Below are 22280 nucleotides of genomic sequence, written 5' to 3' on the forward strand. Positions count from 1 at the left end.
AACACAAACATAATATTTGGATTTTTAACACATTAGGCATACTATCAGGCCCTTGCAGCAAAAAATAAAATATTTTTGCAATAATTGTTTTGTCGCCCTATATTTGCAGTCCCATTCGCAAGGGTGGCAAAACAAAACTCGGATTGCCCGATAGTATAATGGTAGTACGACAGATTTTGGTTCTGTTTGTCTAGGTTCGAATCCTGGTCGGGCAACAAGAAATTACGGATTGTCTTTCGGCAATCCGTAATTTTTTAACGGATATTTGTTTTAATACAATAGCAGCACACCGTATTGGTTAAACGGTTTATCTGTGAATAAATTGTTTTGAAAAAAAATAGGAAAGTTGTGGAAACAATTTTTATCTTAGCCTTACAGTGAAACATCACAATATCCCAGTCTATTTGCTAACCCACAAAACAACAGTAAGACCATGCCCTTGCAATTCAATCCGGTAAAACTTTTTTCCGGTTCCGGATCCACGGAATTAGCCCATAAAATTGCCCTGTCTTATGGCAAAGATCTTGGCAAAATGACCGTCTCATGCTTCAGCGACGGCGAAATCCAGCCGTTTTATAATGAGTCTGTCCGTGGATGCGACGTATTTCTTATCCAGTCTACCAACCAACCCACGGACCACCTGTTCGAATTGCTATTGATGATTGATGCGGCCAAACGGGCGTCTGCGCACTACATCACGGCCGTGGTGCCTTACTTTGGTTTTGCCCGGCAGGATCGCAAAGACAAACCTCGTGTAGCCATTGGTGCCAAGATGATTGCCAACCTCATCACCGCCGCCGGTGCGCACCGCATCATGACCATGGATCTCCATGCGGCCCAGATACAAGGCTTCTTTGACATTCCCGTCGACCACCTGGATGCCTCGGTCATCTTTGTACCACATATCAAATCGCTCAACTTGCCGAACCTGACCATTGCCTCTCCTGATATGGGCGGCTCGTACCGTGCGCGTACGTTTGCCAAGTTTTTCAATGCCGAGGTGGTCATCTGCGATAAGCAGCGCAAACGGGCCAACGAAATCGAATCCATGTCTATCATCGGCGACGTCACCGGGCAAGACATTGTCCTTATTGACGATATCTGCGATACTGCCGGCACCTTATCCAAGGCCGCTTCACTCATTATGGAAAACGGAGCGACAAGCGTGCGGGCAGTATGTACCCATCCCGTATTGTCCGGCAAGGCCTACGAGACCATTGAAAATTCTGCGCTTACCGAACTCATTGTCACCGATACCATCCCATTGAAACATCCCAGTCCCAAAATTAAGGTCCTTTCTACCGCTAACTTGTTTGCAGAAGCCATCAAGAACGTCAATGAGCATGGTTCCATCAGCGATCTATTCAAAGTAGAATAATGGTACTTTTAATTATCGAATAATTTGCATACCTTTGCGGCCTTAATTTTATTTATAATTTAGATTCAAAATGAAATCAATTGCTATTAGCGGTTCTTTAAGAAAGAACGTAGGGAAAAGAGATGCGAAAGAGCTACGCTACGCTGGTAAAGTACCCGCAGTGCTCTATGGTGGTGACAAACAATACCACTTTTCCGTATCCGCAACTGATTTGAAGCCGGCAATCTATACGCCGGATATTCAATTCATCGATTTGGACGTCGAAGGCCAAAAATTCCAAGCCGTCGTACAAGACGCACAATTCCATCCATTGACGGATAAGATTCGCCACGTGGATTTCCTGGAATTAAATGACAAAAAAGAAGTTGCATTGGAAGTTCCCATCAAGCTTACCGGCACATCCCCCGGCGTAAAAATGGGTGGTAAATTGATTCAAAAACTCCGTAAGCTACGCGTAAAAGCGCTTCCTAAGGACTTACCGCAATACATCGAAGTGAGCATAGAAAGCCTGGAAGTGGGCAAGTCTGTCCGCGTGGATGAAATCCAATTGAAAAATGCACGGATACTTAATAACGGCGATGATACCATTGTATCCGTAGTTATGTCACGTGCGTTACGTCAAGCCGAACAAGAGGCGGCTAAGGCTGACAAGAAAAAATAACATTATCACGCTAATCCGTGAACAGACAAAAAGCATCAGCCGTTTAAGCTGGTGCTTTTTTTTGCAGTCCATTACGAATTGTGCTTAAACATGGCAAAAAAACAGTTGATCGTGGGGCTTGGCAACATCGGCCAGGAGTATGCCGATACCCGGCATAACATCGGGTTCATGGTGGCCGATGAGCTTGCCAAACAAGCCGGGACCACCTTCTCTACCCTACGGCATGCTTTTTATACGGAATACCGCCAGCGCGGCAGCAGTGTGTACCTCATCAAACCAACCACGTACATGAATTTGAGCGGCAAAGCCGTCAACTACTGGATGCACGAGCTGAAAATTCCGCTGGAAGACATCTTGGTGATCGTAGACGATCTGGCTTTGCCATTCGGCAAGATACGGCTCCGATCCAAGGGCAGCAGTGCCGGGCATAATGGGCTGAAAAGCATCGAAGCCTTATGCGGCGGGCAGGGCTATCCACGGTTACGGTTTGGCATAGGCGACAATTTCCCGAAAGGCAGGCAGGTCGATTACGTGCTCAGCGGGTTTGACGGTGATGAATTACCGGAGCTACCCAGCCTCATCGAACGTTCCGTACAGATGGTGAACAGCTTCGTCCATGTGGGTGTCGAACTCACCATGACGCAATTCAACAAATAAAGCGGCAACTATTGCCTGTCCTTTGTCGTGATTTCAATCACGCCGTTGGCTCCTTTCTCTCCATATTTGTCCGTAGCGGCTTTATCTTTCCATACGCGTATGCCGTCTATATCATCCGAAGAAAGTTTACCGAGTGCATCAGACGTTTGTTCTTCTCCATCGACAATGATTAACGGCACGTTGTGCCCGTCGCCCTTGGACTGTCTCCTGATAACAACTGCAAGATTACTGGAATCAGCCGGATTTGCTACCGAGTAATCCGCTTGTTTTTTGGTCTTAATTTGGATTGCACCATTGGCTCCCCGGCTGCCATACATGGCTGTGGCTGATGTCTCTTTAAGCACGTTTATGCTTTCAATGCGCATCGGATCCAATCCCTTAAATTTCTTTTGCGCTATGGGTTCGCCATCCAAGAGGTAAAGTGGATCCCTTTTTTGACCATAACCGGTGATACGGACTTTCGTAATGGCGGTGCCCTCGGGTTTCATTGGCCTGTCTACTGCCTTCACCAATGTTGGCTTATCGTTCATTTCTTTTTTGGTCGTAATGAGGATGACACCGTGGGCGCCCCGACTGCCGTATATTGCAGTCTCTGACGCATCTTTGAGGACAGAAATGCTTTCGATGCTTTCCGGCGTTACGCTCCGCAACCTATTCTCATCGATTGGTTTGCCATCCAATATGTAGAGCGGCTTTTCATCCGCTTTGGTATGAGAATCCCACCCAATGACCAGGGGATCCTGATGCAGTTGCTGCTCGTCTCTTGCTCTCGTAACCGTAAAAACCAGTACAAAAACCGCAATTGCGGGAATCGCAAATACATATTTGCCCAACTGTAAGTTGGATGACCGCCTTTTGTTCATCATGATGATGCGCTGTTTCAGGTTCTTCAAATTGAACCCGTTGGCGACCGAGGGGTGAGTGCGGGCATATTCGCCGACTTTCAGCAGGCTGTACTGGTATATTTTTTTATCGATGCCGCTTTGCAACACCCTGCTGTCTGTAATAAATTCAAGGTTTTCGTGGATAGCATGGCGAATCAACCAGACACCGGGATTAAACCAGCACAGCACACCGCATAATTCGGCCACCAAGATATCCACGGTGTGCAACTCATTCACATGGATTTGCTCGTGTTCAAAGATACCATTCAACTCTCCCTCTTCATGATTATGCACATTGAGGTAGATATTCCGCCAGAAAGAAAAAGGTATTACATTGTCGAATAGCTGTCGATACCGAAAAACCCGCCACATCGCGGGCTGCGACTTACGGTGGATGTGCCAAAGGCTCACCAAACGGACAAGCAGCCTGAACAGACAGTAAGCCATTCCTGCCCAGATGACTGCAACAACAAAAGGCCACAAGCTGAATGTATCGGCAGGCAATTGCCGCCAGTCCGGCATGACATATCCGATTCCTTCCGGTAGTTTGCGTTGTGTAGTGGACAACCAGGCCTCCACATCCACCAACGGATAGCCGGCGGCAAAAAACAATGCGAACAGCAGATAGAATCGGTTGAGGTGATAAAACGTAAGCTTGCGCAACAGCCACCTGTATACCAAATAAAACAGGACGATGGAAAGATTGGCTTTCAGGAGGTATAAGACGATATCAGGCATGGTTACTCGCTTTTTTCTTCTTTGATCATCTTGATGATTTCATCCAGCTCATCGGTGCTGATTTTTTCCTCCTTGGCAAAAAAACTAACCAGTTCCTTATAGGAGTTTTTAAAGTAATCACTCACAAACCCGTTCATGAACACCTTCTTGTAATCTTCCTCCCCGACCATCGGCTCATACCGATAAGCATTGGCATACCTTACCGCCTTTACATAGCCCTTGCGCTGCAAATTTTTGATTGTAGAGGCCAGCGTGGTGTACGGCACCTTTTCACCAGGCATGCTATCCAACAATTCCTTGACGAATCCGCCATTGTTTCGCCAAATTAATTGCATGGCTTCCTCTTCTTGTATGGTCAGTTTTTCCATTGGACTTACGTTTATGACGTAAAAATACGAAAATAACGTAGAACTACAAATCCTTCCAAGCTGTTACATTAATTTAACATTACTATGGCATCAAATAATCTGTTTAAACGCTTTTATATTTTCTCAATTTCATTACATTTGCAATTCATCCAACTCGATTATGTCAGAAACAGCTTCAATATCATTAAACGGAAAATCTTATGAACTGCCTGTTATTACGGGCACAGAAAATGAGCAAGGTATCGATATATCCAAACTTCGCGATGTATCGGGAGCAATCACCGTTGACCCGGGATACAAGAATACCGGTGCTACCAAAAGTGCCATTACTTTTTTGGATGGCGAGGTAGGTATTCTCCGTTACCGCGGGTATCCGATTGAACAATTGGCTGAACAATCAACATTTTTGGAAGTAGCTTACTTACTGATATACGGCGAACTGCCTTCTTCAGAAACCCTGCTGGATTTCAGGAAGAAAATCAGCCGCCACACACTCATCCATGAAGACATGAAAAAATTCTTTGATGGTTTTCCATCAAAGTCGCATCCCATGGGGCAGTTGTCTTGCTTGGTAGGCGCACTGTCCGCCTTTTATCCCGAATCACTCAACCCGAACCCCAGCGAAGAAGAAGAAAACCTGACCATCATTAAGCTGTTGGCCAAAATGCCGACCATTGTGTCATGGATTTATAAGAAATCGCTTGGGCATCCGGTGATTTATCCCCGCAATGAACTTAATTATGTGCACAATTTCCTGAACATGACGTTTGGGCAAATTACTGAAGACATTTCCATCGATAAATCAATAGTGAGTGCCATGCACAAGTTGCTGATCCTGCATGCGGATCATGAGCAAAACTGTTCTACATCCACCGTCCGCATTGTTGGTTCATCCAATGCCAACCTCTACGCGTCGATATCGGCAGGCATCTCTGCGCTTTGGGGGCCATTGCACGGCGGGGCCAACCAGGCGGTCATTGAAATGCTTGAAAACATCAAGAATGATGGTGGAAACAGCGCAAAATGGTTGGCGAAGGCCAAGGACAAGAACGATCCGTTCCGCCTAATGGGTTTCGGCCACCGCGTATACAAGAATTTTGACCCCCGTGCCAAAATCATCAAGGAAGCGTGCGATGAAGTGCTGGAAAAACTAGGCATCAATGATCCTGTACTGAACATTGCCAAAGAACTCGAAGAGGCGGCATTGAAAGACCAATACTTCGTCGATCGCAAGCTTTACCCCAACGTAGACTTCTACTCTGGCATCATCTATCGGGCACTGGGCTTCCCCACCGACATGTTTACCGTGCTATTTGCTTTGGGCAGGTTACCCGGCTGGATTGCACAATGGAAAGAAATGAAAGCCAACAAGGAGCCTATCGGTCGCCCCCGGCAGATATATACCGGCAGCACGACAAGGGACTACGTGCCGCTGGATCAACGATAATCCAGTTTTGAAGCCCCGACAGATTTATCATGCTTGCCGGGGCCTCACTCTTAGAATCATTCAAAATAAATTCCTTATGTTTGCACGATGTTTTTAGCGTGTAAAACAACGTGGTTTTCTACATTACATATATTATTGTCGCTATTGCTTTATTTGGGTTCATTGCCCTCTTTACCTTATTTGCGGTATACAGCGAGCGTAAGATAGCGGGCTTTGTCCAAGATCGGCTTGGCCCGATGGAAACGGGCAAATACGGTACGTTACAAACCTTTGCCGACATCCTCAAGCTCATCCAAAAGGAATTCATCACCCCCTCGGCGGCAGACAAGATACTGTTTGGCGTGGCCCCCGTCGTCATTTTTGTGGCTGTTTTCCTTGGTTTTGCGGTGATGCCATGGGCACCGGGTATCGCTCCCGCAGCACTTCACCTGGGGCTTTTTTATGCCATTGCCATCATTTCAATTGATGCGATCGGCCTCTTGATGGCCGGGTGGGGCTCGAACAACAAGTTTTCACTGCTCGGATCCATGCGGGCCGTAGCACAGATTGTCTCCTATGAAATCCCCGCGGGCATCGCACTGATTGCGGCGGTCATGGTTGCGCAAACACTCGACATGCAAGAAATCACGCGCAACCAGGGCATCGGTACGGAAGACACCCTGCTGTTTCTCGGCTTATGGGATGTCAGCGATATTGGCGGCATACTGGCTTGGAACGTATTCCAAGCGCCGCACCTCCTGCTGGCTTACGTCATTTTTTTCATCGCCTCGCTTGCGGAATGCAACCGTGCACCGTTTGACATTCCCGAAGCCGAATCCGAATTGGTGGGGGGATTCCATACCGAATATGGCGGACTGCGCTTTGCGTTTGTCTTTCTCGCGGAATACGCCATGATGTTTCTGGTGGCCATGATCGGCGTCGTGGTCTTCCTCGGCGGGTGGAATACGCCGCTGCCCAACATCGGGGTGGTGAAGTTGGCCGATTGGACCACGGGACTGGCGTGGGGAATTTTGTGGACACTGTCCAAGACACTGCTTATCGTGGGCATACAGGTATGGATACGGTGGACGTTGCCCCGCCTGCGTGCCGACCAGCTCATGGCGCTTTGCTGGAAAGTGCTCACGCCGTTGGCGTTCTTATGCATGGCGCTTTCGGGCATCTGGCGGGTATGGGTAATCGGTGGTTGATAAATAGGATAACGAAAAAAATGTTTAAGACAGCCTTACAAGCGTTCATTACCGCAGCGAAGGGATTGGCCATCACCCTTGCCCACCTTTTCGGTGCCCGCAGGTCGCGCAAGGTACTGGATGTGCGCAAGGCAGACTACTTTGGCAACCAGGAGGGGATTACCACCGTACAATTCCCCAAGGAAAAAATGCCTATTCCTGAGGTGGCACGCTACCAACTGGATGTCGAAATAGACGATTGTATTGTCTGTGATTTATGTGCCAAGGCCTGCCCTGTGGATTGCATTACCATTGAATCGGTCAAAGCCACGGGCGTCATCGGCAAAACTTCCGATGGCAGCGTCAAACGCTTATATGCCGCCAAATTTGATATCGACATGGCCAAATGCATGTACTGTGGCTTATGTACCGTGGTATGCCCCACGGAATGCATCACCATGACCGACCAATACGACCGCAGCATGACCAACCTTGCGCAACTGACCTACGCCTTTGCGGAAATGACTCCCGAAGAGGTCGAAGAAAAAAAACGGGAATGGACGCAATTCCAAGCTGAAAAGGAGGCGGCAAAGACCAAATAACCACCTATGGAAACAATTGTATTTTACGGCTTTGCGACTACGGCCGTTGGTTCGGCCCTCCTGTTGGTCAGCATGCGCAACATCGCGCGCGCACTGTTCCTCTTTTTTATCGTACTCTTTTCGGTCGCTGGATTGTACCTATTTGCTTTGGCCGACTTCGTAGCGATCACGCAGATCCTGATTTATGTGGGTGGCGTATTGGTGTTGCTGCTGTTTGCGTTTATGCTTTCCAACAAGGAACTGCTCCAGCAGCTCCACAGCGGCACGTCCCACTTCTTTGCGCTTCCGGTGTGGCAGGCACTGCTCATCGCCGCTTCATTCCTCGCTATACTGGTCTATACGGCCATACAAGGGGGTACTGACGAACCGGCTTGGATAACAGCTTCCAAAATGGCGGGCACGGCCATCCACCCCACAGACAATACGGTCGAACAAATCGGCCTGCAGATCATGACGCAATACCTGCTGCCGTTTGAAGTGGTATCCGTGCTATTGATGATGGCCTTGATCGGCGCCGCACACCTGACCCGGAAGGAGGAGACGCCATGATTACACTTACGCATTTTCTTGTTGTCGGCGCATGCCTGTTTTCAACAGGTTTATATGCCGTATTGTCCCGCCGCAACGCCCTATTGGTACTGGTGGGCATCGAACTGATGATCAATGCCGCAATCGTAAACCTTGTGGCCTTCGGCCGCTACGACAAATCGCTCTACGGTGGGCAGGTCTTTGCGCTTTTTGCTATCGTGCTGGCCGCTGCGGCCGTAGCTGTTGCATTGGCCATCATCCTGAATGTGTACAAATTTTACAAATCGGTTAACCCCGAAGATATCAGCAACTTAAAAGATTAAAGAAAGACAACATTGCCTGCATACACGCTGACATATCCGCTATTGGCTGCCTTATCGGCGGTATTGTTGCCTTTCGCTGCCTTTTTATTAACTGCCGTATTGGGTAAAAAAGCCAAGCATGGAACGATTTCCATTGTTGCCATTTCACTGAGTTTGTTGGCTGCGGGATATGCATTCACGCAAGTGTGGGGGAATACCCCCATCCACATCCAATGGCATTGGTTTACCATTGGCCGCCACGCCTTCCATGTGGGGCTATTATTGGACAACATGGCGGTATTGATGCTGGTACTGGTTTGCCTTATTGCTTTGCCTGTGCACTGCTACTCCATCGCCTACATGAGGGGCGACCCCGGCATCCACCGCTACTGGGCTTACCTCAGCTTGTTCTGCTTTGCCATGCTTGGCCTGGTGGTAGCTGACAACCTGTTGCTCATGTACATTTGCTGGGAGCTTGTGGGCTTCGCCTCCTACCTGCTCATCGGCTTTTGGTATACCCGGGATGCGGCCGTCCAGGCCAACAAAAAAGCATTTATCGTCAACCGTATCGGCGACATCGGTTTCCTTCTCGGCATTGCCATCCTGCACAGTAGCTTTGGCACGTTGGACATCCAGGCGCTTTTCGGTCCGCAGGGGCTGCTTACAGCACCGATGGGGGCAGACACACCAGCCATTGCCGCAGAAGGCACCATCACTTCCGGCTGGCTCACCGTGGCAGGGCTTGCTTTTTTCCTTGGCACGATGGCCAAATCGGCACAGTTTCCCTTGCACGTGTGGCTGCCTGATGCCATGGAAGGGCCTACATCGGTGTCGTCACTCATCCACGCCGCCACCATGGTCGCCGCAGGTGTATTCCTGCTCGCCCGTGTATTTCCGATCTTCGATGATACCACGCTGTTGGTCATTACCACCACGGGCACCGTCACGGCCTTTGCTGCTGCTTACTTTGCGCTCGCCCAATACGACATTAAAAAAATATTGGCCTTCTCCACCATCTCGCAACTGGGGTTCATGATGGTTGGCATCGGTATCGGTATGTACCACGTAGCATTGTTCCACCTGGTCACCCATGCCTTCTTCAAATGCTTGCTATTCCTTTCGGCAGGGGCCATCATCCACGGGATGCAGCATGCCAAGGAAAAGCACCAGCTGGATATCGACCCGCAGGACATCCGCCACATGGGCGGGCTGCGTAGGCATATGCCCCTGACATTCACCACCATGCTCATCGCCTCACTCGCGCTGGCGGGATTCCCGTTTACCGCAGGTTACCTTTCCAAGGATGCCTTGCTTGTCCATGCTTTCGAATGGGCAGCCTTACATGGAGAAGCGGCCATTGCCATTCCTTTGGTGCTGGTCATCGTGAGCATATTGACCAGCTTTTACATTTTCCGTCTGTTGGCCAAGGTATTTTTCGCCCGCCCGTCCGTATTGGCCAATAACGACATCCACATACATGAGGCATCGCGCTGGATGCTGGCCCCGATGGCGTTCCTCGCCTTTTGCTCGCTCTTCCCCATATTCACATTCCATCCGCTGAACGATGGCCAGGTGTGGCTGCTGCACGGGCTTGTCGCTGAGGCACCTACGTTGCCGCCCCTCCGGCCGCTGCACATCCTCGTGCCTGCCCTGGCTACGGCGGCGACGCTGGTCATGGCTACCCTTGCTTGGCGCTGGTATGTCAACGGACACTACCCAATCAGGACAAAGGGTGTATTGTACCGCCTATCGGAGCGCCAGGGCTACCTGAATGAGCTGTATGATGCCATCATTGTCCGCCCGTTGCTAAAACTGTCACTCTTGTTGTTGTGGATAGATCACCACGTTGTGGACGGTGCCATAAACGGCATGGCTACGGCTGGGCGATCCCTTGCCGGTATAGCCGCATGGATAGACTACCACCTTGTGGATGGCCTCATCCGTTTGGTGGGTAACCTCGCCTGGGGGGCTGGCCATGTGCTGCGGCGATCGCAGACCGGCCGGGTGCAGCAATACGTTGCCCTGGTATTTTTTATTGTTTTGGTGATTTTGCTTTATCATATATTCGCACAAGCATGAACCCGCATTTATTGACCATACTGATATTTTTGCCATTGGCCGCTGCCACGTCGATGTTGCTTGTGCCATCGGCCAAAAAGGCTGCCTATAAGTACATGGCGCTCACCACGGGACTGCTGCAGCTGGTGCTGAGCGGGGCGATGTACCACCTCTTCCATCCAAAGGGAGCAGGCATCACCGACGAACGGCTGTACCAGTTTGTAGACCATGTACCTTGGATACGGCTGGACATGGGAAGCCTCGGCCGATTGGAAATCGATTATTTCATTGGGGTAGATGGCCTCTCCATGCCTTTTCTTTTTCTTACATCGCTGGTGATGCTCATTGCCATCGGGGCATCATGGCATGTGCAAAAGCGTGTAAAAGGCTATTTCATCCTGCTCATGGTACTCGACATGGCCGTGATGGGGGTCTTCTCCGCCCTGGATTTTTTCCTGTTTTACATCTTCTACGAGTTGATGTTGCTTCCCTTGTATTTCCTCATCGGCATCTGGGGTGGGGCGCGGCGCGAATATGCAGCCATCAAATTTTTCCTGTATACCCTGTTTGGTTCGGTGTTTATGCTCCTTATCATCGTGGGGCTTTATTTTTCGGTAATCAATCCCGAAACCGGCGCGCACACGTTCAACATGCTGCACATGATGGATGCGGCCAATTACGTCCCCGATTCGCTGTTTTCAGCGATCGCCCAGCGGGAACTGTTCGGCATGCCGGCCCGGCTGCTGGGCTTTATCGTCCTGTTCATCGCCTTTGCCATTAAGGTACCCATCGTACCGCTGCATACGTGGCTGCCGGATGCGCACGTGGAGGCCCCTACCCCCGTATCCATCATCCTTGCGGGGATCCTGCTCAAAATCGGCGGATACGGCATCTTACGGGTTTGCCTCAGCATTTTTCCCGATGCGGCGCTGCAATCGGCATGGTGGCTCGGGCTCATCGGCGTCGTGTCCATCACCTATGGAGCATTGGTAGCCCTTGCCCAGCGTGATCTGAAACGCATGATCGCCTATTCGTCTGTATCCCACATGGGCTTTGTGTTGCTCGGCATAGCTTCCCTCACCGCGGCGGGTACTGCAGGGGCGGTATTCCAGATGATCAGCCACGGCTTCCTGTCGGCCGCGCTGTTTTTCCTCGTGGGCATGTTATACGATCGGGTGCATGACCGTGACATCTACCATTTCCGGGGACTGGCAAGCTTGATGCCCCGGTTTACGGTATTCGTGGCTATCGCATTTTTTGCATCCCTGGGTCTACCCGGATTTTCGGCATTCATTGGGGAAGCTTTCGTCATCATCGGGGCTTTCAATGCCGAGAGCATACATGGTCTACTGCCACGGTGGATGGCCATCAGCGGCTCAGTGGGTATCCTGCTAAGCGCCGCATATTTCCTCTGGACACTGCAACGGATGTTTTTCGGACAGCCCCGCCTCAAGGGGGGGGTGGAGTGGGCAGCAGCCCTCTCCGACGCTTCTCCCCGCGAAACGCTCATCATGGTACCTATGCTCGCGTTGGCATTCCTATTGGGGATATACCCGGCCTTAGCATTGGACAACATCAATGCCTCCGTGCTGGCGTTGGTAGAATTAGTGACAGGGAACTAACAATGTGCGTACAATGACCGAATTGCTGCCCCATATCACCGATAAGCTAGATCATATACTCGCCGGCCTTCCCATGCTGCTGCCCGAATTGGTTTTGGCCGTGGCGTTCCTTGCGACCATAGCGTCCGGGCTGTTCGTTGATCACCATTGGCGGAACGGCTCATATGTGGTCACCACCGCAGGGATTGTACTCACTGGGATATACGGCGCATTGCAACTCGCATTGCCCACGGTAGATGATCTGCTATTTGGGATGGCAACGATGGATGCCCTCGGCCAGTACGTCCGCATCCTTACCTCAGCCGTTTGCTTGCTATTCGTGCTGTTTGTAAAGGCAAATCCCGGATTCAATGCACATCGTAAGAAGACATCCGATCTATACAGCATCCTGCTCGCTGTGCACATCGGGCTCAACCTCATGGGAATGGCCACGAACTGGCTGATGGTCTTTGTGGCCATTGAAATGGTGTCCATCGGTTCCTACCTCATGGTGGGATACCTCTCGAACGAAGCACGGCAGACCGAAGCCGCCATGAAGTACGTGCTGTTTGGCTCCGTATGCTCGGCCGTGATGCTATACGGCCTGTCGTTCCTGTACGGTTTCACGGGTGACCTTGATTTTACATCCGCCGCACATATCCGCGGATTGGCGGGTACCGCGCCATTGCTTACCGCCACGGCGCTGCTGTTCGTCTTCACGGGCATCGGCTTCAAGCTATCATTTGTGCCCTTCCATTTTTGGACACCCGATGTATACCAAGGTGCACCTACACCGGTGACGGCCTTCCTCTCCACTGCACCAAAAATCGCCGGGATCGCTTTGTTGTCGCGTATCATGTATGCTTGGCCCGCCGATAGTGCCGCCTTCCAATACGTGCAGACGCTTGTGCTGGTATCCGCCATAGCCACCATGCTGCTCGGCAACCTCGCCGCACTCCGCCAGACCAACGTGAAGCGGATGATGGCCTACTCATCCATTGGCCATACCGGCTTCCTCATGATGGCGGTGTTGGCCTATTCATCTGGCGAATATGCTATACTCTTGTTTTACCTTGCTGTATATGCACTGATGAACATGGGCGTATTCATACTCGCCGATTATATTGAAGCACGTACCGGTGCCACCAATGTGAGCGAGTACCGCGGGCTGGGCAAAACCCTACCCACAGCCTTCGTCAGCTTCGTCATCCTGCTGATATCCCTCACCGGTTTACCCCCTACCGCTGGATTCATCGCCAAGCTATTTGTATTCAGCGCGGTATTCAGCAACTGGCAGCTCACTGGCAATACGGGCATGGTGCTGCTGCTCATTGTTGGTGCGCTTACTACAGTCCTTTCGCTGTTTTACTACTTCAAAGTGCCGCTGAATGCATTCCTGCGAACATCGGAGGACGCCAGGGAAATCAGACCTGCGCGTACCTATGTCGTGGTGCTAGCCACCCTGATTACGGCGGCTGTACTGTTGCTGGGTATTTTCCCGGGCTGGTTGGTGGATCTATTCTAAACCGATATCGCACGCACGCTATTACTGATTTACAACCCGTAAACAGGCATCTTGAAGATGGAACCGAAAGCTGCGGCAGTTGGTCTTACTTAAACAGTGAACCGCTGTTAGTCCGGTACTACCGCCCAAATGGTATTTGCGGCATCATCTGCCACCAATAGGTAACCTCGCTTCGTAAACGTCACCCCTACGGGACGGCCATATACTTCACCTTTTTCCGTGTCAGCAATAAAGCCCGAGAGGAAATCCTCCGGCATCCCGGTGGGCTTGCCGTTTTCAAAAGGCACATACAAGATCTTGTAGCCCACAAGCGCCGACCGGTTCCATGAGCCATGCTGGCCGATGTAAGCCCCCGGCCGGAATCCTTTATGCTTGCTGAAGGCCAGCCCAAGGGATGCGGTGTGCGAGCCCAGGGCATAATCCGGTACTATGCTCTTTTCAATCAGTTCCTTACGCTCCCCTTTCCAGTTCGGATCGGGATGCGACCCCCAATAGGCGAAGGGCCACCCGTAAAAGCCACCCTCCTGCACGGCGGTTATGTAATCCGGCACCAGCGCATCGCCCAGTTCATCCCGCTCGTTGACGGCCGTCCACAGGGCTCCCGTTTGCGGCTCCCAATCCATTCCTACAGGGTTTCGGAGGCCGGATGCAAAAACATGCTCACCGGTGCCGTCGGGATTAACCTCCAGGATATTGGCCCGCCGTACCTCATGCTCCATGCCATTTTCGCCGACATTGCTGCCCGAACCGACTGATATATAAATCTTACTCCCGTCTGCATTGGCAATGATGTTGCGCGTCCAATGGTTGTTGTATCCACCCGCCGGTAAATCCAGTAGCTTTTCTCCCTCCGCAACAATGCTCAATGCTGCCGGATCGTAAGGAAATCGCCACAGTCCATCCGTATTGGCCACGTAGAAGTGGCTGCCCAATACCAGCATGCCGAAGGGCTGGTTGAGGCCATCCAGATACACGCGCTGCACATCCGGCTTGGCATCGCCATCGGTATCCCGGAAAAGGATGATTTGGTGGGAGCTCACTTCCAGGTTTTCATTTTGCGACCGAGCTTTTCCGCTGACCAAATCCTTGATGCGATCTACGCCACGCTTCACTGTGCGCGCCTCCGAAACGAAAATATCACCATTCGGTGCCTCATAGATCCACCGGGGGCTGTTCAGACCCTCAACAAACCTGACAACCTTGTATCCTTCCGGAGCAGTGGGTGTCTTCCCTTCCGGCCAACCGACCACCTTGGACAGCTTGGTTTCGGATGGCGTAGCCATCGGTGCTGGTAAGTTTACGTCCTTTCCATACTCGACAACCGCTTGGGCATACAAATGCGATGTTGCATAAATCAATGCGGATACCCCTAAAATCGAATATTTGCAAAATGTGGCTATTGATCTTCGTGATTCCATAATGTCCGTGACTAAATCCAATGACCCGATTACACGAAAGCCAACAACTGGCTGTCGCAAATGTTTGTCATCATCCATTGTGGATTTGACACGGCATATGGTGAGGCGGCGATTACAGTAGTATGGCTTTCAGGATAGCCTGTGCACGATCGCCCCAGTTTTTCAAGCTAGCTTCCAACTGCGTACGCAACTCGCGGTAATTCAAGGCTTTGCCCTTTTTTGGCATTTCCAGTTCCTTGGCTGTCACTGGCCTGTCCTCCACTTTGGTGGCGAAATAGGTCGTATTCTCGTAGGGCAATGCTACGCCCAGAATCAGGCCGGGTAAACCAGTAAATGATTCCGGACCTCCTGCCACCGGAATCTGGTCGGTATAAAACGCGACGACGTAAACCGAATCGAGCACAAGCGCATTGGCACGCCGGCATTCATAACCGGCAATCTCACGGGTCTCATTGGTGAGCCGCCATTGGATGCGCCTCGTGCTGTCCGTAATCAAGTACGTCTCCTCGTAAATACTTTTCTGGCTGGTACTTTGTCCCGTCAACAAATCGGTAAAAATGGTATTTCCCATATCGACGGATGGATCGCTGCCAAAAAAACCGGTATTGCTGCCCGGGGCCGCATGGGGCCAAAACCGCGTCTTCCCTTGGCCAAATGCCAGGCTGTATTTGAATGATTTGAATTGCGGATTGGCTTTCTGGTATTGCTCAAAAGCCTGCTCCATAAATGAATTGCCGCCTATCTGGTTTTTGATCTTCGCGTACATATTTACCCGTTTTTCAAATTCGACGACACCGCTCTCGACAAAGCGGGCATACTGCGCCCGCAGCGGTTGGGAGGCGACCATCAACGTAAATAAACAGGATAACAGGTGAACTATCTTCGTTTTCATAGCGCTAATTTTGTATGGATACACCGCCCATCCGATTGAAATCCCACGTGAGTGAAAACATCAGATAGCGTGTAATGGTGGTATAGCTGTTTTGCGAAAGGATATTGTTGCTGGCCGACCGACTGAAGCCGACATTTTGGTTGAGCAAGTCATTTACGCCGACGGAAAAGCGAAGGGTTTCATCTTTCAGGAATTTTTTGCTCACCGATGCATTGACAATGAACCGCTCAAATTCTTCATCAAATGACTGGGTAGCGGCGGTATAGGTATACTGGCCGTCGGACGTGATCTGGAATTTCAATGGCAGGTAAATATTGAAGGAGTAGTTACCGTTCAGCCCCCACCCATTATTGTTCTGCTGCCGTTGCAATGACGATTGCCCATACGTATAAGTTGGGCCGAAATTGACAAAGAAATCGTATTTCTTTTGGATATACTGCCGGATATTGATGCTCCCACCGTAAGTTGAGCTTTGCGTCTTATTGAGCTCACCGTTGGTTAAGTTATAGTAAATGTTGCCGTTCGTATTCAATCCCGCCCCCACATTAACATTCCACTTCTTCAGATTCTTGCTGAAATTGGAATAGAAATAATAATTGAACGGCGATTCATCGTCCAGGTTTGCGTACTGGAAGGTGCTGCGGCCCACCGAGTCGGTATACGTATTGCTGACAATCGGATTATTGGTATTGGAGAAGCTTCCCGAAAAATATACATATTGATTACCGATCACCTTGAATGAGTTGTATGAAACGTTAAAGCGGTTAGTATACGACGGCTTCAAATCGGGATTACCGAGCACGATGTTCATGGGGTCATCATTCACCCGTACGGGCTGGATTTGATTGATATTAGGCTGGGTATTATTGCCATTATAAGACAACGTAAACGACTTCTGCTGGGAAAAACGGTATTGCCACCGCACTTGCGGGTTATGGTTGGTGAAGCTGCGTTCAAAGCGGCTGTCGGCATACCTGTCCGTTTGGTCAAATTGTACCCGGCTGACCCGGGTACCAAAATTAACGGTGGATTTTCCTTTCTTGAAATTAAAGATGGCTCCCAACTGGTTCGAAAGCTGGTTGAGTTTAAAATCGTTACTGAACAAGGAATCCAGATCGGTGTAATTGCCAACACCCGCCGGGTTGAACGATTGCCTGAGCGATGTACCATTGCTCGCCGTGAGCCGGTAATTCAAGACCAAGGCAAGTGCAGGTGAAAATGGTTCGGAATACGTCACATTGGAGTTGAATACTGAACTGTTGTTGTCATTGATTTTGTGTTGGTCGACTATCCATATGCTATCCACCGCACCGCGCTCATAGAATGTATTTTCTGAATACAAAAATCCGTTTGCATTGCTTTGCTCGATGGTTTCATTGAGCTCCCAGGAAAGTGTCCGACCCTGCTTGCGAAGCTTTTTGGTCCACAGGGCGGTCAGGTAAGCACTAACGCCTTCGGTATCGTTGGTGGTACGGCGGATTGACTGGTTGAGCATATCCCCTGCCCCGTCCGTACCTGATGATTGGTTGAATTCCGTTGTCTCGCCATTCCGCAATGTGCCGTCCACGGTCACTTTCAACGTAGATGTCGAGTCAAACTGGGTTTCAAAGATGGCCCCGCCGCGCTGACGGAATATCCGTCGGTCAAAGGTCTGGCCGGACACGGTATTGATGGTTCCGGTAGGTAGGTTATTTTGAGTGATCGTATTGTTGACACCTTCTACGCTGAGCTCACCGATTTTATAGTTTCCGTTGATGGACTGCTTACCATCATTCCATTTGTTGCTGTAAAAGGCTCCTCCATTCAATGCCGAGGGAATACCCCGGCCGTCATAACGGCCGCCCCATGATTCAATGTCGTCCTGTCCACCCGTCATCATGATCATGATGCCCCCGTCTTCCATCAAGGTTGTATTGCCCGACGGAGCATACCGATCGGCATCTTGCCAGCTCAATCCCGTTTGGCCCGTATTGCCTATCGTACCAAAGGCTGAAAAACGCTGCTTGTCATTGAACCTGTTGAACATGGCTTGGCCCTGGTAAAAATCTTTGCTGCCAACGCCTGCGTCTATTTTCCCGAAATGGCCCTTTTTCTTGTCGTCTTTGAGTACAATATTGAGCGTCTTCGACCGCTCACCATCGTCCACGCCCGTGAATTCGGCCTGGTCGCTCCGCTTGTCATAAAGCTGCACTTTGTCTACCATGTCACCGCGGAGGTTGCGGGTCACCAACGTCGGGTCGTCGCCGAAAAACTCTTCCCCATCCACCAATACTTTGTTGACCGTCTGTCCCTGTGCTGTGATTTTCCCATCCTGGTCTACCTGTATGCCCGGTAGTTGCTGGAGCAAGTCTTCGACCTTGGAATTGGGCTGGATGGTGAAACTCGCTGCGTCATACTCCGTCGTGTCCCCCCGGATGGTGATGGCCTGCCGACGATTCACCAGCACTTCCTCCAGCAGCTTAGCACGGAGCACCAACCCCAAATTGCCAAAATCCATAACCTTGTTTGCGCTGTCCAGCGTAAACCGCTCCACATAATCGGCGTATTCGGGAAAGGTAGCAAAAAGGATGTATTCGCCAGTATCCAGGCCTTCCAGTTGGAAATTCCCGGAAGCGTCCGCACGCGTAAATGTATAAAGCATGGAATCTTTGGCATGTACCAAAACGATGGACGACTTGGCAAGCTTGATACTGGACGCCGTATCAACCACCGCACCTTTAATGGCATAACCATCCTGGGCCATCGAAAGTAACCAGCAAAAACATACCATCAACAGCGTAACGAGGAATCTCTTCATAAACCGGGTTTTAATGCTACAAAATATGCTTTAATCAACGCATTGGCACTGGATCATTTAGGCTGCGTCGTTATTGCCCCATGCTTCCAACTGTTGCAAATATAAAACTAAAAAAATAGTTCCAAAATTAATTCATGCATTTTAACATCTTTTTGCAAATCCTGCCCTTTCAGGCCAGACGATTGCGTCCGGCTTTAGGGCGCGATTGCGGACAAAATGTTGCATAAGCGATCTACTTTGCCTAAGTTTGTGGCAAAGCCTCTTACTATGCAGAAAATCAAAGAATATGTAGAAGCGAACCAACAGCGCTTTTTGGAGGAACTGTTTGATTTGCTTCGTTTTCCATCAGTCAGTGCGGATCCAAAGTATGCAGCAGATGTTCGAAACGCAGCGGAATATGTAGCCCAAAAATTACGGGACGCAGGTGGAAACAACGTGGAAATATATCCCACCGCAGGCCATCCTATTGTATACGGTGAAAAAATAATCGATGCCAGCAAACCCACGGTGCTGGTATATGGCCATTACGACGTACAGCCGCCTGATCCGCTGGAGCTTTGGGAAACGCCACCGTTTGAACCGACCGTTCGCGATGGTAAAATATTTGCCCGTGGCGCATGCGATGACAAGGGGCAGTTTTATATGCACATTAAGGCCTTTGAATTGATGCAAGCCACGGGAACCCTGGCCTGCAACGTCAAATTCATGATTGAAGGCGAAGAAGAGGTCGGGTCGGACAACCTGGGCACATTCGTGAAAGCCAATAAGGAACGCCTGGCCGCTGATGTTGTGCTCATCTCGGATACAGCGATGATCAGCCTCGATACGCCTTCATTGGAAACGGGCTTGCGGGGCCTATCTTATGTTGAAGTGGAAGTGACAGGGCCGAACCGCGACCTGCACTCCGGCGTGTACGGTGGAGCTGTGGCCAATCCGATTACCATCCTGACGAAACTCATCGCTTCATTGCATGACGAAAACAACCGCATTACCATCCCTGGCTTTTATGACGATGTGGCCGAACTCAGTGACGCTGAACGTAAGGCGCTCAATGAAGCACCATTCAATGAAGATGAATACAAGCAGGATCTCGGTGTAAAGGCCCTTTGGGGCGAAAAAGGATACACCACCATCGAGCGTACCGGTATACGCCCGACGTTGGAAGTGAATGGCATCTGGGGTGGATATATCGGCAAGGGCGCCAAGACGGTACTACCATCGAAAGCGTCTGCCAAGATTTCCATGCGGCTGGTGCCCAACCAGGATTCGGACACCATCACGGCCCTGTTTACGAAGCACTTCGAACGCATCGCGCCGGACTATGTATCGGTGAAAGTAACTCCCCACCACGGCGGGCAACCGGCGGTAACACCCACGGACAGCGTGGCCTACCGGGCTGCCGAGCAAGCCATCGAAGAGGCTTTCGGAAAGAAACCTATCCCGACGCGCGGTGGCGGCAGCATTCCCATCGTGTCGTTATTTGAAAACGAATTGGGACTAAAAACCGTGTTGATGGGCTTTGGGCTGGATAGCGACAACTTGCATTCGCCCAATGAGAAGTACGACATCGCCAATTATTTTAAAGGTATTGAAACAATTCCGCTGTTTCACAAGTATTTTGCGGAATTGAGCTAACAAAGGGGGGCGTGAACGGGATGATACGCGTAATGAGAAAAGTACACAGATGCCTCTATTTGGCATCTGTTTTAGTTTTCTTTGCACTCTTTTATCCGTTGTTAGCCATCCTGGCACGGAATCCCGAACGGCATTTCCACGCCATCGCCCGTTGTCGCCGCATCATCGGCTTCCTCAGCTCGGCATGTGTGGGGATATTTTACCGATTCCGGTTTGAAACACCCATCGATTGGTCGCACCCTTATATCCTTTGCTCCAACCATACCTCCAACCTCGATATTACGGCCATGGTGGTGCTCTGTCCATCAGCCTTTTCCTTCATGGGAAAAATCGAGCTGCTGGACAATCCGGTGACCGGCCTATTTTTCAAGACCATTGACATCCCGCTGAACCGCCAAAGCAAAATTTCGGCCTTCAAAGCCTTCAAGCGTGCCGATGAATACCTAAGCAAAGGGCGGAGCATGGCCATATTTCCCGAAGGACATATCGGTGAAGAATACCCGCCCTACCTCTACGATTTTAAAAACGGTCCCTTTAGGCTGGCCATCGAAGCCCAAGCGCCCATTATCCCCATTATCATCCACAATGCGTGGAAAATCTTCTGGGACGATGGCAAGACCCATGGCAGCCGTCCGGGAATCATCGATATCGAAGTGCTGAAGCCTATCGAAACCGCTAATCTACAGCTGGAACAAGCCAACCAGATCCGGGACGACGTGCACCAGCTGATAAAAAAACACTGGAACCGGACAGGGGGCTTGTAACTTTTGCTATCTTCGTACGTCTTAAGGAAAAGATAAATTTATGTCGCAACAGCCACTCATACAAATCAAGGACATTGGACGCAAATACGTGATTGGCGCGGAAACCATCCACGCATTGAAGTCGGTGACCCTTGAAATCAATAAAGGTGAATTTGTTGCCTTGATGGGACCCTCTGGCTCGGGCAAATCCACGCTGATGAACATCCTTGGCTGCCTGGATACGCCTACACGGGGGGAATACATCCTCAATGGCATCAATGTGAGCGACATGAGCGACGACGAACTCGCCGAAGTGCGCAACAAAGAGATCGGCTTTGTCTTCCAGACATTCAACTTGCTGCCGCGCTCGACCTCCCTGGACAATGTGGCATTGCCCCTGGTCTATGCAGGATATAGCAAGAAAAAGCGAGATGAAATGGCACAGCAGGCATTGGAAAGCGTGGGGCTAGGCAACCGTGTTGACCACAAGCCCAATGAACTCTCCGGTGGCCAGCGCCAACGGGTGGCCGTAGCCCGCGCACTGATAAACAACCCGTCCATCATCCTCGCTGATGAACCCACCGGCAACCTGGACACCAAGACGTCCATTGAGATCATGGGGTTGATGGAAGAAATCCATTCCCATGGCAATACCATCATCCTCGTCACGCACGAAGAAGACATTGCCCAGCACGCACACCGGATTGTCCGCATGCGGGACGGACTCATTGAAGATGACTACCCCAATAAAGACATCAAAAGCGTATCGCCACGGCTTGCCGCATTACGGGAAAAGGGTACCGATTTTGAAAATATCTAACCCTGCATTTACGTGCGTTCTCAAGCGGTTTTAGGTTCATTTCTCCAGCATGATGTACGT

Annotated in this window: 19 protein-coding genes and 1 tRNA gene; 15 read left to right on the forward strand and 5 right to left on the reverse strand. The window is 50.4% G+C overall.

What is annotated here, in order from left to right; all coding sequences use genetic code 11:
* Positions 1–144 precede the first annotated feature (144 nt).
* From BMW65_RS06075 to pth, 4 genes are all read left to right on the forward strand, one after another.
* Positions 145–215: transfer RNA gene (locus tag BMW65_RS06075), tRNA-Gln, on the forward strand.
* Between the two features lie 218 nt (positions 216–433).
* Positions 434–1378, forward strand: coding sequence for a ribose-phosphate pyrophosphokinase (locus BMW65_RS06080; protein ID WP_090603624.1), 945 nt, complete (start codon positions 434–436; stop codon positions 1376–1378).
* Between the two features lie 70 nt (positions 1379–1448).
* Positions 1449–2039 carry a 50S ribosomal protein L25/general stress protein Ctc gene (locus BMW65_RS06085; RefSeq protein ID WP_090603626.1) on the forward strand — a complete coding sequence of 197 codons (591 nt, stop codon included), beginning with the start codon at positions 1449–1451 and terminating at the stop codon, positions 2037–2039.
* 90 nt (positions 2040–2129) lie between these two features.
* The gene (gene pth / locus BMW65_RS06090; RefSeq protein ID WP_090603628.1) at positions 2130–2696 is read left to right on the forward strand and encodes an aminoacyl-tRNA hydrolase; all 567 of its coding nucleotides are present in this window, start codon (positions 2130–2132) and stop codon (positions 2694–2696) included.
* Positions 2697–2704: 8 nt separating this feature from the next.
* Here pth and BMW65_RS24755 read toward each other — a convergent pair whose 3' ends face one another.
* A complete protein-coding gene (locus BMW65_RS24755; RefSeq protein WP_090603630.1) occupies positions 2705–4318 on the reverse strand; it encodes a M56 family metallopeptidase in 1614 nt (537 codons plus the stop codon).
* 2 nt (positions 4319–4320) lie between these two features.
* Positions 4321–4686, reverse strand: coding sequence for a BlaI/MecI/CopY family transcriptional regulator (locus BMW65_RS06100; protein WP_090603632.1), 366 nt, complete (start codon positions 4684–4686; stop codon positions 4321–4323).
* A gap of 160 nt (positions 4687–4846) precedes the next feature.
* Here BMW65_RS06100 and BMW65_RS06105 point away from each other — a divergent pair, with 160 nt between their 5' ends.
* The 8 genes from BMW65_RS06105 to BMW65_RS06140 all read left to right on the forward strand — a co-directional run bounded on the left by BMW65_RS06105 (position 4847) and on the right by BMW65_RS06140 (position 13915).
* The gene (locus BMW65_RS06105; protein ID WP_090603634.1) at positions 4847–6133 is read left to right on the forward strand and encodes a citrate synthase; all 1287 of its coding nucleotides are present in this window, start codon (positions 4847–4849) and stop codon (positions 6131–6133) included.
* A 110-nt stretch (positions 6134–6243) separates the two neighbouring features.
* Positions 6244–7320 carry an NADH-quinone oxidoreductase subunit NuoH gene (nuoH, locus tag BMW65_RS06110; protein ID WP_090603636.1) on the forward strand — a complete coding sequence of 359 codons (1077 nt, stop codon included), beginning with the start codon at positions 6244–6246 and terminating at the stop codon, positions 7318–7320.
* 20 nt (positions 7321–7340) lie between these two features.
* Positions 7341–7901 carry a 4Fe-4S binding protein gene (locus tag BMW65_RS06115; RefSeq protein WP_090603638.1) on the forward strand — a complete coding sequence of 187 codons (561 nt, stop codon included), beginning with the start codon at positions 7341–7343 and terminating at the stop codon, positions 7899–7901.
* Positions 7902–7907: 6 nt separating this feature from the next.
* Positions 7908–8450, forward strand: coding sequence for an NADH-quinone oxidoreductase subunit J family protein (locus tag BMW65_RS06120; RefSeq protein WP_090603640.1), 543 nt, complete (start codon positions 7908–7910; stop codon positions 8448–8450).
* The gene (nuoK, locus tag BMW65_RS06125; RefSeq protein WP_090603641.1) at positions 8447–8752 is read left to right on the forward strand and encodes an NADH-quinone oxidoreductase subunit NuoK; all 306 of its coding nucleotides are present in this window, start codon (positions 8447–8449) and stop codon (positions 8750–8752) included. The genes BMW65_RS06120 and nuoK overlap by 4 nt, the downstream gene beginning before the upstream one ends.
* A 12-nt stretch (positions 8753–8764) precedes the next feature.
* Entirely contained in the window at positions 8765–10810 is a 2046-nt protein-coding gene (nuoL, locus tag BMW65_RS06130; protein ID WP_090603644.1) for an NADH-quinone oxidoreductase subunit L, read from the forward strand.
* Complete coding sequence (locus BMW65_RS06135) at positions 10807–12411, forward strand: complex I subunit 4 family protein (RefSeq protein WP_090603646.1); 1605 nt, start codon at positions 10807–10809, stop codon at positions 12409–12411. The genes nuoL and BMW65_RS06135 overlap by 4 nt, the downstream gene beginning before the upstream one ends.
* A 13-nt stretch (positions 12412–12424) precedes the next feature.
* Positions 12425–13915, forward strand: coding sequence for an NADH-quinone oxidoreductase subunit N (locus BMW65_RS06140; protein WP_090603648.1), 1491 nt, complete (start codon positions 12425–12427; stop codon positions 13913–13915).
* A 107-nt stretch (positions 13916–14022) separates the two neighbouring features.
* On the opposite strand, the gene BMW65_RS06145 is transcribed toward BMW65_RS06140, so the two are convergent.
* The 3 genes from BMW65_RS06145 to BMW65_RS06155 all read right to left on the reverse strand — a co-directional run bounded on the left by BMW65_RS06145 (position 14023) and on the right by BMW65_RS06155 (position 19022).
* Complete coding sequence (locus BMW65_RS06145) at positions 14023–15333, reverse strand: PQQ-dependent sugar dehydrogenase (protein WP_090604280.1); 1311 nt, start codon at positions 15331–15333, stop codon at positions 14023–14025.
* 112 nt (positions 15334–15445) lie between these two features.
* Complete coding sequence (locus BMW65_RS06150; RefSeq protein ID WP_090603650.1) at positions 15446–16225, reverse strand: GLPGLI family protein; 780 nt, start codon at positions 16223–16225, stop codon at positions 15446–15448.
* Positions 16226–16229: 4 nt separating this feature from the next.
* Complete coding sequence (locus tag BMW65_RS06155) at positions 16230–19022, reverse strand: outer membrane beta-barrel family protein (RefSeq protein ID WP_090603652.1); 2793 nt, start codon at positions 19020–19022, stop codon at positions 16230–16232.
* 267 nt (positions 19023–19289) lie between these two features.
* Between BMW65_RS06155 and BMW65_RS06160 the strand changes: the two genes are divergently transcribed.
* The 3 genes from BMW65_RS06160 to BMW65_RS06170 are packed head-to-tail and all read left to right on the forward strand — an operon-like array spanning position 19290 to position 22220.
* Complete coding sequence (locus BMW65_RS06160; RefSeq protein ID WP_090603653.1) at positions 19290–20657, forward strand: dipeptidase; 1368 nt, start codon at positions 19290–19292, stop codon at positions 20655–20657.
* Positions 20658–20689: 32 nt separating this feature from the next.
* A complete protein-coding gene (locus BMW65_RS06165) occupies positions 20690–21421 on the forward strand; it encodes a lysophospholipid acyltransferase family protein (RefSeq protein ID WP_245747519.1) in 732 nt (243 codons plus the stop codon).
* 40 nt (positions 21422–21461) lie between these two features.
* Positions 21462–22220 (forward strand): ABC transporter ATP-binding protein, encoded by a 759-nt coding sequence (locus BMW65_RS06170; RefSeq protein WP_090603657.1) that lies wholly within the window; start codon positions 21462–21464, stop codon positions 22218–22220.
* Positions 22221–22280 lie beyond the last annotated feature (60 nt).

It is taken from the genome of Parapedobacter koreensis (assembly GCF_900109365.1).
Lineage (GTDB): Bacteria > Bacteroidota > Bacteroidia > Sphingobacteriales > Sphingobacteriaceae > Parapedobacter > Parapedobacter koreensis.